Below are 15,154 nucleotides of genomic sequence, written 5' to 3'. Positions count from 1 at the left end.
GTTAATAACATCCACATTAAAATCCATAAAATGCGGGGTTGAGGATAAATGCTTATTCTTCCTTGAACAAACAGTTAAATCGAAACTGACACCTTTTCTTGAATATAAGCTAACGCCTGATCAATAACTTCACCAATACTCAACGTTGTGCTATCCAATAATAAAGCATCATCAGCCGGTTTTAGAGGCGCAACCTCTCGATTTCTATCACGAAAATCACGCTCTTTTATCTCGGCTAAAATCTGCTCAAAGTTACCATTTATTCCTTTATTTTGCAACTGTTTATAGCGTCTTTTTGCACGTTCTTCAGCACTCGCATCTAAAAATAACTTCACTTGAGCATTTGGGAATACCACTGTCCCCATATCTCTACCATCAGCAATTAATCCATCATTTTTCGCAAAATCTTGCTGAAGTTGTAGCAAAGCTGACCGCACTTCTGGAAACACAGCGACTTTAGATGCAGCATCAGCGACTTCTTGAGTGCGAATTAAATGGCTTACATTCATGCCAGCAAGCAAAATATTCACCTCACCATTTTGAGGAATAAATTGAATATCTAAGTGACGAGCTAATTCAGCTAACGCCGATTCATTCGTTAAATCAGTTTTACGTTGTAATGCAGCTAATGCTGTAACGCGATAAATTGCTCCACTATCCAATAACGCATAACCTAGCTTTTCTGCCAACGCATAACAAAGCGTACCTTTCCCAGCACCACTAGGGCCATCAACGGTAATAATCGTTCCCATATAACTTATCCTTTACTTATCAAAAGTTGACGTATTATAGAGATAAACACTCTATTTCGCTATTGCCACCTTTCAAACTTAACTCAAGATCCATTAACAAAGAATAAAAAAATAACAAACACGCACCTATAAGCTTTTTTAGTTAAGGAGCTACTCTACTTATCCTCCACCTTTTAAAATTAATTTTTTTCATTTTTTCGCGGTTTTATATTAATTTTAATAAAAAACCATTGAGTTTTACAAAATATAATAAGATAATGCGAATCTTTCTCAAAAAAACAATAAGGATATGTAATGAAGAGAGTTATTAAATTAAATTTAATCACACTCTGCTTAATCAATACCCTTAGTGTTTCTATCGTTGATGCAAAAGCTGAAGAAACATTAGATCAAATTGATGTAGTAGAAAAAAATGTCGCTAACGATAAAAAACCTTTTACGGAAGCAAAAGCGAAAAGTACCCGAGAGCATATTTTTAAAGAAACCCAGACTATCGATCAAGTCATTCGAAGTATCCCTGGTGCATTTACTCAACAAGATAAAGGCTCTGGCGTAGTTTCTGTTAATATTCGTGGCGAAAATGGGTTAGGTCGTGTCAATACTATGGTCGATGGAGTCACACAAACTTTTTACTCTACAGCCATGGACTCAGGTCAATCAGGTGGTAATTCTCAATTCGGTGCATCGCTTGATCCTAACTTCATTGCTGGTGTCGATGTCAATAAAAGTAACTTTTCGGGAACAAGCGGTATAAATGCGTTAGCTGGCAGTGCTAATTTTAGAACGTTAGGCGTTAATGATGTCATTACCGATGACAAACCATTTGGCATTATTCTGAAAGGAATGACGGGAAGTAATGCAACTAAATCCAATTTTATGACAATGGCTGCAGGCAGAAAATGGCTGGATAATGGTGGCTATGTAGGCGTGGTATATGGTTATAGCCAACGTGAAGTTTCACAAGATTATCGTATTGGTGGAGGTGAACGATTGTCTTCGCTAGGACAAGATATTCTTGCTAAAGAGAAAGAAGCCTATTTCCACAATGCAGGTTATGTTTTAAATTCAGCTGGACAGTGGACACCTGATCTAAACAAAAACCATTGGTCTTGCAACGCACCCAATCCAACATTTAATGGAAATACAGACCCAATTACAACAACCGATGAGCTAACTGGAGCGACCGAAACAAGAACACCAGGTTGTATTACTCGGATTGAAAGAAAAGAAGAAAATTATGATTATGTTAGTGAAGAAGATACGCCTAATGAGCCTCGTTACAATACATCTAGCTATCAACTTAATACTTATAAAAATGAAACCAGAAGAAAAATTCTGAGAGAATTGGAAAATGGTATACAACCTCAAAATATCCCTGAATTACAAAATGATGTAGATTCCACAAATAACTCATTTGAACGTAATAAAGATCAATATAGTGTCGCTCCTATTGAACCAGGCAGTTTGCAATCTCGTTCTCGTAGCCATTTATTAAAATTTGAATATGGCGATGATAACCATACCTTAAGTGCACAAATACGTACCCTTGATAATAAAATTGGTTCTCGGAAAATCGAAAATCGTAATTATCAATTAAATTATAATTTTAATAATAATCGCTATCTTGATCTAAATCTAATGGTAGCACATAACTTAGGTAAAACCATTTATCCTAAAGGTGCATTCTTTTCTGGTTGGCAAGTAGAAGATAAATTAATTACAAAGAATGTGGCAAATATTATTGATATTAACAATAGCTATACTTTTTTATTGCCAAAAGAAATTGATTTAAAAACCACATTAGGCTTTAACTACTTTATTAATGAGTATAGTAAAAACCGTTTTCCTGAAGAATTAAGTTTGTTTTATAACAATGAATCACACTCCCAAGGAAACTATAGCTATTTAGGTCGCTTCCAAGGAAGCAAAAGCGGATTACCACAACGTTCAGTGATCTTACAACCTTCCGGTAAACAAAAATTTAAAACTGTTTATTTTGATACCGCACTTTCTAAAGGAATTTACCATTTAGACTATAGTGTCAATTTTACGCATTATGCATTTAACGGTGAGTATGTAGGTTACGAAAATACACCAACACAAATTAATGAACCGATTTTGCATAAATCAGGACATAAAACAGCAATAAATCACTCAGCAACACTTAGCGCAGATATCAATGATTATTTTATGCCGTTTTTCACCTATTCGCGCACACATAGAATGCCAAATATTCAAGAAATGTTCTTCTCTCAAGCATCTGACGTTGGGGTAAATACGGCATTAAAACCTGAGCGAGCTGAAACTTATCAACTTGGATTTAATACCTATAAAAAAGGCATTTTCACTAAAGAAGATATATTAGGTTTAAAACTAGTGGGCTATCGCAGCTTTATCAAAAATTATATTCATAATGTATATGGTGTATGGTGGAGAGATGGCGTTGTTCCTGACTGGGCAGCTAATAATGGATTTAGATTTACCATTGCTCATCAAAATTATAAGCCTATTGTGAAAAAGAGCGGTGTTGAGTTAGAAGTAAATTATGACATGGGACGTTTCTTTGCAAATCTATCTTATGCATACCAACGAACAAATCAACCAACCAATTATGCGGACGCAAGCCCACGTCCTAACAACGCATCAAAAGATGATATTCTGAAACAAGGTTATGGTCTATCTCGTATCTCAATGTTACCGAAAGATTATGGAAGATTAGAACTTGGCTCTCGCTGGTTTGATCAAAAATTAACTCTTGGTATCGCAGCACGTTACTATGGGAAAAGTAAACGAGCAACCATTCAAGAAGATTATATTAACGGTTCTCAATTTGAATTAAATACGAGCCATGAACGAACTTATTATGCTATAAAGAAAACAGAGGAAATTAATAAACAACCGATTATTTTAGATTTGCATGTAAGTTATGAACCTGTTAAAGATTTAATTATCAAAGCTGAAGTACAAAACCTACTAGATAAACGTTATGTTGATCCTTTAGACTCAGGCAATGATGCTGCTTCACAGCGCTATTATTCAAGCTTAAATGATTCAATTTGTAGTAAAAATAATACTTGTGAAGATGGAGGAAAAGATAAATCTGTACTTTATAACTTTGCACGTGGAAGAACTTATATTCTGAGTTTAAATTATAAATTCTAATTGGCTCATATAAAAAGGCATAGCTAATAAGCTATGCCTTTTTAAATAATGTTTATAATTCAATTTTAGAATTTATTATCTTATTAAAAGATTATTACTACAGTCTATCAATCATCCCCAACACTAACGCCGAAGACTGTTTTGCGGCCAACGGTAAGAATTCTTCAAAAGACATACTTGCTTCACCATCTCCTCCATCCGAAATAGCTCGAACTACCACAAAAGGCACATTAAAAGCATAACAAACTTGAGCAATCGCTGTCGCTTCCATTTCAACACCTGTCACATTCGGGAAGTCTGCTTTTATTTGTGCAATTTTATCTTCGCTATTAATAAAACTATCGCCAGAGCAAATTAAACCACGTTTTACTGATTGTCCTTGCTTTTCTGCGATTTCTTGAGCGATGTCAGCCAGTTTTTTGTCAGATAAAAATGCTGCGGGATTAGCGGGCAACTGCCCTTTTTCATAGCCAAAAGCTGTCACATCCGCATCGTGGTAGCGTGTTTCATCAGAAATTACAATATCCCCCACTTTCAAGCCTTTTGCTACCCCACCCGCAGAACCAGTATTGATCACAAAATCTGGCTTGGCTAATTGCAACAATGCCGTCGTGCCAATTGCAGCGGCCACTTTGCCAATACCTGATTGCAATAATGCAACATCTTTACCATTAATTTTGCCTTCAAAAATTACCGCACTTGCTACTCGAGTTTCAGTTCTCTCTGCCATTAAATTTTTTAAAATTTCTACTTCTTGCGCCATTGCGCCAACAATTCCGATTTTCATCACTTTTGTTCCTGTTCTATTTTATTTACCAAAAAATCTAGCACAGCCACGCTATAATCATCGTTATAAAGCGTGCTCGCCGTGAGTACATATTTTCCCCCAATGACAACGTAAGGATAGGTAAAAACACCATATTCTTCCGTCAATTCAATCGCATCTTGAATTTGTTCTTTTACTCTTTCTGAATTTTCAGTTTGAATAAATAACGGCTTATCTAGCCCTTGTTCTTCCGCCCATTGTTGAATTTTATTTGTAGCAGACAACTCTGCATAACGGGATTTTTCTGAAGTTTCAAATAATAAAACATTAGATAATTCACCCGCACTTAGTGCTTGCAAGGTATAAAAAATGCGTGCGCTAAACTGACTATCCGCAGTTGCAATAGGATATTGTTCCAACGCAACTTTATTTGTACGCATTTGACTATAAAGCTCTAAAATATCTTGCGCTGACGAACATACGCGGCAATCGTAATCAAAAAAGAATTGAATACGTATTTTTTTATCCGCTCTAGGCGCTTGTTCAATAGGCTCTTGATAAGAAAAATAATCCCGCCCATCTTCAAAATGCATGACATCAGAAGATGGTAAGTGCGGTGGATTTTGAGTAGAAAATTCTTTTTGATTTACCTCGGCTAGAACCGATAATGTAAACCCAAATAAACCTAATACCAATAATCCATAAAATTTCAAAATATTACTCATCAATCGCTTCAATATATTCCACTAAAAGCTGTACATTTCGGTTACCACGAAACTCATTAACATCCAATTTATATGCAAATCTCGCCTGTTTAATTGAAAGATCGGGATACAATCTTGTATCAATATTAAACGCAACTGCATCTAATAAAGGTCCGCCTTGTTTTGGCTCTACTAACATTTTGAGATGGTTTTTATTTTGCCCAATTGCACGTTGGTCTAAAATTTTAAATTCGCCATCAAAACAAGGCTCTGGGAAAGCTTGTCCCCAAGGGCCTGCTGATTTTATCAGTTCTGCCGTTTCAAGATTAAATTCATTTGAATTTAATTCACCATCGGTCCAGATGACACCTTGTAAATGTTCTTCATCAAGCCAATCGGCAACGGTTTGATTAAAAACATGTTGGAAATCGTCAAAGTGTTCTTCTCGGAGGCTTAATCCCGCAGCCATCGCATGGCCACCAAATTTTAAAATCATATTAGGATGTTGCGAATGAATACGCTCTAAAACATCACGCATATGCAAACCTTCAATAGAACGAGCAGAACCTTTCAAAATCCCCTCACTATCTTTCGCGAAGGCAACCACAGGGCGATGATATTGCTCTTTAATCCGAGATGACACAATGCCCAACACACCTTGATGCCAATCGGGTTGATAAAGTGTAATCCCCGAAGGTAACTCTTTAAAAAGAGCGGTGAGATTTTGGCAAATTTCTAGCGCCTCAAGCTTCATGCCAGCTTCAATTTCTTTACGCGTTTGGTTGAGTTGGTCAAGATCTAACGCTAATTCTCTGGCTTTTAGCATATCGTCCACCAGTAAAAGCTCTACCCCAATCGACATATTGTCTAAACGCCCCGCTGCATTTAAACGAGGTCCTATACAAAAACCGAGATCACTTGAAGTAAACTGTTCAACATTGCGGTTGGCCACTTCAGCCAACGCAATAATACCAGGATGGCAACGCCGTGCACGGATGCGCATTAACCCTTGATAGGCAAGGATACGATTATTCTGATCTAAAGGCACCACATCAGCGACAGTACCTAATGCCACCAGATCAAGCAAGTCAGTAAAATTAGGTTGTGTTTCTGCAGTAAAAATACCGAGTTCACGAAATTTTGCTCGTACGGCTAACATCAAATAAAACGCAACACCAACGCCCGCTAAAGATTTTGAAGGGAAACCACACTGACTTAAATTAGGATTAACAATAGCATCGGCTAGCGGCAAAGTTTCGGGAGGTAAATGATGATCTGTCACTAAAACACGGACACCTTTCTCTTTCAAAAATGCAACACCTTCAAAAGATGAAACACCGTTATCCACCGTCATTAACAGCTGAACACCCTTTTCAATAGCCATTTCAGCCACAGGAATACTCAAACCATAACCTTGTTCAAATCGATTTGGTACAAGATAATCCACGTCAGTAAAACCAAGTTGTCTTAAAGCCAGCACACTCAATGCTGTGCTGGTTGCACCATCAGCATCAAAATCCCCAACAATCACTATTTTTTGCTGTTGTTGGTAAGCTTCTACTAATAAATTTACGGCTTGTTCAATACCATATAGCTGATTTGGATTCAGTATTGATTTTAAAGTGCGGTCTAATTCTTCGGTGTTTTGAATATGGCGTGCGCGATAAAGGCGATCTAATAACTGATGGTTTGAAACAGAATTTCCAATTGGAATTTCACGGCGTTTGATAAGTTTTTTCACTGGATATTAATTCATATCTAAAAGCAAAAAGCTGTTGAAATCAACAGCTCTTTTATCTATACTTTTTCCTGTCGGTCAGGGCTTTTAACCCTGAATGCTGACAGAGGTTAAAAGCCCTACTGACCATTAGTCTAACTATTGTGTCAGCTAAGGATTTTAATAATGCCTAAATTATGTATTTATATCATAGTCTTAGTATTGTTAATGCTTTTAAGCTCCCCAGCATATTAAGCATAACCGACTAAATACAAGGGGTAGGCATCTGCCCCTTGCTTTTCATTATAAAATTATTTCGCTGTTTCTTCAAGTGCGCTCAATAAATCAGCTGGTTTTAAATAACCGCCAATAAGCTCACCCGTTGAGGTAACTATACTCGGTGTGCCATTTACGCCAAATTGCGCGCCTAATTCATAATGTTTTTTCACAACATTTGGGGTTTTAACTTCTTTCGGTAAATTGCCTTTTTCTGCTTCATTTAAAGCAAAAACAGGATCTTTAGCCGTCCAAATTGCTTCCATTTGTTTTGCAGTTTGGTTATTCATCCCTGCGCGAGGGAAAGCTAAATAACGTACAGTAATGCCAAGATCGTTATATTCTTTTAATTGCTGATGTAATAAATGGCAATAATGGCAAGTAATATCCATGAATACGGTCACAACATGCTTTTCATTTTTAGCGGGATAAACAATCATCTCATTTTTATAAGAATTAAGTTTATCCACTAAAATTTTACCAGCAACATCAACAGGACCGCTATTTGTGAGCTCGTAAAGTTTACCTTGGAAAGCATATTTTCCATCTTCCGTCACATAAAGTACGCCTTGATCTGTTACGGCAGTTTTGATACCTGAAATTGGCGAGGATTTCACATCAATATTTGATGCGCCAAGAGACTGTAATTTGCTTTTAATCGTGGCATCGTTTGCCATTGCATTAGCCGCAGCCACGCACAAAAGTGCGGTAAAAATTTTCTTCATTTTTTGTTCCTAAATTAGCTTGAGTGAGAAAGTCTAAAATTATAGAGAGATTGCTAATTTCTGCAAGGTCAAACTATCCAAAAATCAGAAAATAGCATATAATTCCACACTTTATCACACAGTGAATTTATTATGTTTGAAATCAATCCTATAAAAAATAAAATCACCGACTTATCCGACCGCACTTCAGTGCTTCGGGGGTATCTTTGACTTCGATGCCAAAGTTGAGCGTTTAGAAGAAGTCAATGCGGAATTAGAACAGCCAGATGTTTGGAATGATCCAGATAAAGCCCAAGCGCTTGGTAAAGAACGCGTTTCTTTAGAACAAGTTGTAAATACCATCAAAAATTTAGAACAAGGTTTAGAAGATGTTGATGGATTATTAGAACTTGCCATCGAAGCTGAAGATGAAGACACCTTCAATGAAGCAGTTGCTGAATTAGATGAACTCGAACAACAACTCGAAAAATTAGAGTTCCGTCGAATGTTTAGTGGCGAACATGATGCTTGCGATTGCTATGTGGACTTACAAGCTGGTTCTGGCGGTACGGAAGCTCAAGATTGGACAGAAATGTTGCTCCGTATGTATCTCCGTTGGGCTGAAAGCAAAGGTTTTAAAACAGAACTGATGGAAGTCTCTGACGGTGATATAGCTGGATTGAAATCGGCAACGATTAAAGTGAGCGGTGAATATGCTTTTGGTTGGTTACGAACAGAAACGGGGATTCATCGTTTGGTGCGCAAAAGTCCATTTGATTCCAATAACCGTCGCCACACATCATTCAGCGCAGCATTTGTCTACCCTGAAATTGATGATGATATTGATATTGAAATCAATCCTGCTGATTTACGTATTGATGTTTATCGTGCATCGGGGGCAGGTGGTCAGCACGTAAACAAAACAGAAAGTGCGGTGCGAATTACCCATATGCCAAGTGGCATAGTTGTGCAATGTCAAAATGACCGTTCACAGCACAAAAACAAAGATCAAGCGATGAAACAATTAAAAGCGAAATTGTATGAGCTTGAGTTACAGAAGAAAAATGCGGATAAGCAAGCAATGGAAGATAATAAATCCGACATTGGTTGGGGAAGCCAAATTCGCTCTTACGTATTAGACGATTCACGCATTAAAGATTTACGTACTGGCGTAGAAAACCGTAATACGCAAGCCGTATTAGACGGGGATTTAGATCGATTTATTGAAGCGAGTTTGAAAGCGGGCTTGTAAAAATTTCTTGCCTTCCCCTGTTTACGGGGGAAGGTGGCGCGAAGCGACGGAAGGGGGCTTTCGATAATATATTTCCTTTAGTCTTCAACAGCTCCTAAAGTAAACAAAGAAAATAAAAATTTCTTATTAATTTATAAAACAAGGTAAACAATATGTCAGAACAAGAAGTTAAAGAATTAGATCTCAGTGGCGAAATGCTCGTTCGTCGTGAAAAATTAGCCGCATTACGTGCAAAAGGTAATGCCTTTCCAAATAAGTTTCGTCGTGATGCTCTCGCACAAGATTTGCACAATCAATATGATGCAGAAGACGGTGAAATCTTAAAAGAGAAAAACGTTGAAGTACAAGTTGCTGGCCGTATTATGACTCGCCGTGCAATGGGTAAGGCGACGTTTATCACCATTCAAGATATGAGCGGTAAAATCCAGCTTTATGTTGCACGCGATAATTTGCCTGAAGGCGTTTATAAAGATGACGTTGGTACTTGGGATTTAGGTGACATCGTTGGCGTTAAAGGCACTTTATTTAAAACAAAAACAGATGAACTCACCGTTAAAACCACTGAAGTTCAACTTTTAACTAAAGCTCTTCGTCCATTACCAGACAAATTCCATGGTTTAACTGACCAAGAAGTGCGTTATCGCCAACGTTATTTAGATTTAATTTCTAACGAAGAATCTCGCCGCACTTTTATTATTCGTTCTAAAGTTGTCGCAGGTATTCGTGAATATTTCATTTCTAAAGGCTTTATGGAAGTGGAAACGCCAATGTTACAAGTGATTCCAGGCGGTGCATCTGCGCGTCCTTTCGTAACCCATCACAATGCCTTAGATGTGGATATGTATTTACGTATCGCGCCTGAACTTTATTTAAAACGCTTAGTAGTGGGTGGATTTGAACGAGTATTTGAATTAAACCGTAACTTCCGTAATGAAGGGGTTTCCGTTCGTCATAATCCAGAATTTACCATGCTTGAATACTACCAAGCGTATGCGGATTACCATGATTTAATGGATAACACCGAAGAACTTCTTCGTAAATTAGCGATTGATATTCTTGGTACCACTATTGTGAAATACGGCGAATACGAATTTGATTTTGGTAAACCATTCGAACGTATTACGTTACACGATGCAACGATTAAATATGGTGCAGACAAAGGTATCGTAAAAGAAGATTTATATGACTTTGACCGTGCAAAAGCCACGGCTGAACGCTTAGGTATTGAAGTACAAAAATCTTGGGGCTTAGGCAGTATTGTGAACGCAATTTTTGAAGAAGTGGCTGAACATCACTTAATTCAACCTACATTCTTAATGGCTCACCCTGCGGAAATTTCGCCACTTGCACGTCGTAATGATGAAAATCCTGATGTAACAGATCGTTTTGAGCTCTTTATCGGTGGTCGTGAAATCGGTAATGGTTTCTCAGAATTGAACGACGCAGAAGACCAAAATGAACGTTTTGATGCACAAGTGGCTGCGAAAGAAGCGGGCGATGATGAAGCGATGTTTAAAGATGAAGACTTTGTTGTTGCGCTAGAACACGGTTTACCACCAACAGCCGGCGAAGGTTTAGGTATCGACCGTCTAGCAATGCTTTATGCAAATGCACCATCAATTCGTGATGTTATCTTATTCCCTGCAATGCGTCAGAAATAATAAAGATACAAACAAAAGCCACCATTTGGTGGCTTTTTATCGAAACATGAAAAAGGGAGCTAACGCTCCCCTTACTTTTTAATGATTAACCATTAATAAATTTTTCACCTAATTCAATATCTGCACGTAAAGTCGGCAACATATTTTCTAAGGCTTGTTGTTCAAAATTGCTTAATGGGCCAATTGGTAAAATTTCTTCTACACCTTCTTTGCCTAAACGAACTGGCTGAGAGAAGAAACGAGCATATTTGCCATCCCCTTCAACATAAGTACATTCAACAACTGTCTCGCCACTCAATCCTTTCACTAAAGAACGAGCAAAACGTGCTGCTGCTTGCGCCATTGAAAGGGTCGCAGAACCGCCACCCGCTTTTGCATTGACAACTTCAGTACCTGCATTTTGGATACGTTTTGTTAATGGTTCGATTTCATCTTCATTCCATTTTGCATATTGAACTTGAGAAAGTAATGGAAGAATAGTCACACCTGAGTGACCACCAATAACAGGAACGCTCGTACGAGAAACATTTAAACCTTTTAATTCAGCCACAAAGGTTTCAGAACGTAACACGTCTAAAGTTGTCACACCAAATAATTTACGTTTGTCGTAAACACCTGCTTTTTTCAATACTTCAGCCGCAATCGCAACAGTTGTATTTACTGGGTTAGTAATGATACCAACGCATGCTTTTGGGCAAGTAACCGCGACTTTCTCAATTAAACCACGAACAATGCCTGCATTAATATTGAATAAATCTGAACGATCCATACCAGGTTTACGCGCAACACCAGCAGAAATTAATACAACATCCGCACCTTCAAGTGCTGGAGTTGGATCTTCACCAGAAAAACCTTTCACATTCACTGCAGTTGGAATATGGCTCACATCCACTGCAACACCTGGGGTAACAGGGGCAATATCATATAATGCTAAATCTGAACCAGCAGGCAACTGAAGTTTTAGTAATAACGCTAATGCTTGACCAATACCGCCTGCGGCGCCTAATACTGCAACTTTCATAAATACTCCTTATGTGTTAGTTAATTTAAGATGACCTGATTTTAAAATTTTCATCTCACAATTACAAACAGAGAAATATCATTCTATGATCTAGTTCACATTTCTGAGGTAATTTTTTCCTTCTCTTTGTTTTTATTCACATTCAAGTTGCTGAAAATGAATTTTTATGCAATTCTTATGCAAATTTTTGACTATTGCAAAATAAAATGACTGACAATTTAACTCGTGCTTTTAAAGAATTACTCAATCAAGAACGCTTTGGCTCTCAAAGTGAGATTGTCGATGCCTTAAAAAAACAAGGCTTTACAGGCATTAATCAATCAAAAATATCAAGAATGCTCACCAAATTTGGCGCTGTTCGCACCCGTAATACCAAAATGGAAATGGTCTATTGCTTACCGGGTGAATTAAGCGTTCCTAATACCAGTAGCCCATTAAAAAATCTTGTATTAGACGTTGATTACAATGATATGTTAATTGTCATTAAGACTTCTCCGGGGGCCGCACAACTCATCGCTCGCTTGCTTGATTCAATTGGAAAATCAGAAGGCATCTTAGGCACTATCGCTGGCGATGACACAATTTTTATCACACCAACGCGTGGTACAAAAATTGTCGATTTACTCAAAAATGTTCAACGTTTATTTGAAAACGCGTTGTAATGAATATTTTATTAACTGGAGGCACGGGACTTATCGGCAAAGCACTTGTTGAACAGTTCTGCCTACGCAATGAACAAGTGACGATCTTAACGCGCTCAAGTACGCCGCACACTATCTTAAAGCAAAAAAACATCAAATTTATTACCGCACTTTCAGAACTCAATTTACAAGAACAGTTTGATGCCATCATCAATCTTGCTGGTGAGCCGATTTTTCATAAAGCTTGGACGAAAAATCAGAAATCTATTTTACGAGAAAGTCGTTTAAGCCTCACTAGCCAACTGGTTAAATTCATTAATCAATATCAGCAACACCCTATTTTTATTTCAGGTTCAGCGACTGGAATTTACGGCGATCAAGACGAACAAAAAATTACCGAAACAAGCAAAACAGCAAAAACCTTCACCGCACAATTATGCCAAGATTGGGAAAATATTGCGCGACAAGCTAATGCGAGGGTTTGTTTGATTCGAACAGGCATGGTCTTTTCTAAGAAAGGAGGCGCACTTGCTAAAATGTTGCCTTTATACAAATGGGGACTTGGCGGAAAACTGGGCAATGGAGAGCAATATTTTCCCTGGATTGCTTTGGAAGATATGGTCAATGGCATTTTATTTTTACTCGATCATTCAGAGTGCCAAGGCTCATTTAACTTCACCGCCCCGAATCCCATAAAACAACATAAATTTAACCGCACTTTGGCTCGAATATTAAAACGTCCTGCCTTTGCAATCATTCCAAAATGGCTATTACATTTCATTCTTGGCGAACGAGCGAATCTATTACTCGAAAGCCAAAATGTGGTGCCTGAAAAATTACTCAACGCAGGATTCCAATTTCAATATTCTGATTGCGAAAACTATCTAAAAGATATCCTAAAAAACAAATAAAAAAATCACCGCACTTTTTTAATGCGGTGATTTTTATCGGACTAAATATCTCGCCTTATCGCCATTTATTGTTCATTATAAATTTCAAGATTAGATGCTTGTTTTTCACGTTTTTTCTTTGCACTATCGTTCCGTTGACTTGCGATTTTCTCTAAATATTCTGGCGTGATGTCGCCTGTAATATATTCGCCTGTGAACACTGAACAATCAAATCCTTGAATAGCTGGATTTTCTAACTGAACAGATTCAGTAAGTGCGGTCAGATCTTGGAAAATTAGTTTATCTACGCCAATCAAATGCGCAATTTCATCAACATTTCGACCGTAAGCGATCAGTTCATCACGGCTCGGCATATCAATACCATATACATTCGGATAACGAATTTCTGGAGCTGCAGAGGCAAAGTAAATTTTCTTCGCACCAGCTGAGCGAGTCATTTCAACAATTTGCTCAGAGGTTGTACCGCGAACGATAGAATCGTCCACCAATAAAACGTTTTTATCTTTAAATTCAGCTTTGATGGTATTCAATTTGCGACGAACAGAACTAATACGCTGTGCTTGTCCTGGCATAATAAACGTACGACCAACATAGCGATTTTTCACAAATCCTTGGCGATAAGGTTTCCCTAGTACACGAGCTATTTGTAACGCAATATCTGTGGAGGTTTCAGGAACGGGAATCACCACATCAATATTATCAATTTCATCCGCCCATTCTTTTGCAATTTTTTGTCCGAGTTTTTCGCCCATGTGAACACGTGCAGCATAAACAGAGACGCCATCAATCGTTGAATCTGGGCGTGCAAAATAAACATACTCAAAAATACAAGGATTTAACACCGCACTTTCAGCACATTGTTGCGAATAAAGCTCGCCATCAAACGTCACATAAACGGCTTCACCCGGGGCAATATCACGAACAAAGTCAAAACCCACAATATCTAAGGCTACTGTTTCAGAGGCAAACATATACTCAGTTTTGCCATTTTCTTCGCGTTTACCCAACACTAAAGGACGAATACCAAAAGGATCACGAAACGCAACCATGCCATGCCCAATAATCATCGCTAAACAAGCATAAGCACCTCGCACATCGTTGTGAGTTTTACGAACGGCATAGAAAATATCTTGTGGGTCAAGGTGAGCTTGAGAAATATGATCGAGATGGTTAGCGAGAATATTAAGAAGAAGTTCGGAATCTGAATTCGTGTTTACATGGCGGCGGGCTGTTTTAAAGACTTTTTCTTTTAACTCCACTGAGTTGGTTAAGTTGCCGTTATGCACCAAAGTGACACCATAGGGGGAATTCACATAAAAAGGCTGCGCCTCTGAGACGCTAGAACTCCCCGCTGTAGGATAGCGAACATGCCCTAATCCAGCATTTCCCTGCAACCGTAGCATATGTTCTTGACGGAACACATCACTCACTAAACCGTTAGCTTTACGTAAGCGGAAACGATTTTCATCGTCAAGCGTCACAATGCCCGCAGCATCTTGCCCACGATGTTGCAAAAGAGTTAATGCTGCATAAATAGATTCATTAACCGGACTTTGGCTAACAATACCGACAATACCACACATTTTG

The 15,154-nt window shown here is 38.1% G+C and carries 12 protein-coding genes; 5 read left to right on the top strand and 7 right to left on the bottom strand.

What is annotated here, in order from left to right:
- Window positions 1-74: 74 nt before the first annotated feature.
- Window positions 75-752: a (d)CMP kinase gene (gene cmk / locus DV424_RS05660; RefSeq protein WP_165818715.1), complete on the bottom strand. Its 678-nt coding sequence runs from the start codon at window positions 750-752 to the stop codon at window positions 75-77.
- Window positions 753-1,046: 294 nt separating this feature from the next.
- Between cmk and DV424_RS05655 the strand changes: the two genes are divergently transcribed.
- Window positions 1,047-3,914: a TonB-dependent receptor domain-containing protein gene (locus DV424_RS05655; protein WP_118782390.1), complete on the top strand. Its 2,868-nt coding sequence runs from the start codon at window positions 1,047-1,049 to the stop codon at window positions 3,912-3,914.
- A gap of 97 nt (window positions 3,915-4,011) precedes the next feature.
- Here DV424_RS05655 and mtnN read toward each other — a convergent pair whose 3' ends face one another.
- The 4 genes from mtnN to dsbC form a co-directional block, all read right to left on the bottom strand.
- On the bottom strand, window positions 4,012-4,701 hold the full coding sequence (gene mtnN / locus DV424_RS05650; protein WP_114908864.1) for a 5'-methylthioadenosine/S-adenosylhomocysteine nucleosidase: 690 nt from the start codon (window positions 4,699-4,701) through the stop codon (window positions 4,012-4,014).
- Window positions 4,701-5,405: a thiol:disulfide interchange protein DsbA/DsbL gene (locus tag DV424_RS05645; RefSeq protein WP_162790774.1), complete on the bottom strand. Its 705-nt coding sequence runs from the start codon at window positions 5,403-5,405 to the stop codon at window positions 4,701-4,703. The genes mtnN and DV424_RS05645 overlap by 1 nt, the downstream gene beginning before the upstream one ends.
- On the bottom strand, window positions 5,398-7,125 hold the full coding sequence (gene recJ / locus DV424_RS05640; protein WP_118782389.1) for a single-stranded-DNA-specific exonuclease RecJ: 1,728 nt from the start codon (window positions 7,123-7,125) through the stop codon (window positions 5,398-5,400). Before recJ ends, DV424_RS05645 begins: the two co-directional genes overlap by 8 nt.
- Before the next feature lie 287 nt (window positions 7,126-7,412).
- Window positions 7,413-8,102: a bifunctional protein-disulfide isomerase/oxidoreductase DsbC gene (gene dsbC, locus DV424_RS05635; RefSeq protein ID WP_118782388.1), complete on the bottom strand. Its 690-nt coding sequence runs from the start codon at window positions 8,100-8,102 to the stop codon at window positions 7,413-7,415.
- Between the two features lie 132 nt (window positions 8,103-8,234).
- Here dsbC and prfB point away from each other — a divergent pair.
- Window positions 8,235-9,333 (top strand): peptide chain release factor 2 gene (gene prfB, locus DV424_RS05630; RefSeq protein WP_118782387.1). Its coding sequence is split into 2 segments (ribosomal slippage): window positions 8,235-8,309 and window positions 8,311-9,333, totalling 1,098 coding nucleotides; the frame shifts between segments, so codons are not numbered across the junction.
- A gap of 152 nt (window positions 9,334-9,485) precedes the next feature.
- The gene (gene lysS / locus DV424_RS05625; protein ID WP_118782386.1) at window positions 9,486-10,994 is read left to right on the top strand and encodes a lysine--tRNA ligase; all 1,509 of its coding nucleotides are present in this window, start codon (window positions 9,486-9,488) and stop codon (window positions 10,992-10,994) included.
- A gap of 85 nt (window positions 10,995-11,079) precedes the next feature.
- Here lysS and mdh read toward each other — a convergent pair whose 3' ends face one another.
- Entirely contained in the window at window positions 11,080-12,015 is a 936-nt protein-coding gene (gene mdh / locus DV424_RS05620) for a malate dehydrogenase (RefSeq protein WP_005691178.1), read from the bottom strand.
- Window positions 12,016-12,221: 206 nt separating this feature from the next.
- Here mdh and argR point away from each other — a divergent pair, with 206 nt between their 5' ends.
- Both argR and DV424_RS05610 read left to right on the top strand, forming a co-directional pair.
- On the top strand, window positions 12,222-12,677 hold the full coding sequence (gene argR / locus DV424_RS05615) for a transcriptional regulator ArgR (RefSeq protein WP_005638679.1): 456 nt from the start codon (window positions 12,222-12,224) through the stop codon (window positions 12,675-12,677).
- Window positions 12,677-13,567 (top strand): TIGR01777 family oxidoreductase, encoded by an 891-nt coding sequence (locus DV424_RS05610; protein WP_118859365.1) that lies wholly within the window; start codon window positions 12,677-12,679, stop codon window positions 13,565-13,567. The genes argR and DV424_RS05610 overlap by 1 nt, the downstream gene beginning before the upstream one ends.
- Before the next feature lie 65 nt (window positions 13,568-13,632).
- On the opposite strand, the gene purF is transcribed toward DV424_RS05610, so the two are convergent.
- On the bottom strand, window positions 13,633-15,150 hold the full coding sequence (purF, locus tag DV424_RS05605; RefSeq protein ID WP_118859364.1) for an amidophosphoribosyltransferase: 1,518 nt from the start codon (window positions 15,148-15,150) through the stop codon (window positions 13,633-13,635).
- Window positions 15,151-15,154 lie beyond the last annotated feature (4 nt).

Origin of the sequence: Haemophilus haemolyticus (genome assembly GCF_003493605.1) — a bacterium.
GTDB classification, from domain to species: Bacteria; Pseudomonadota; Gammaproteobacteria; order Enterobacterales; family Pasteurellaceae; genus Haemophilus; species Haemophilus haemolyticus_J.
This window is presented reverse-complemented; position numbering and strand designations above follow the sequence as displayed.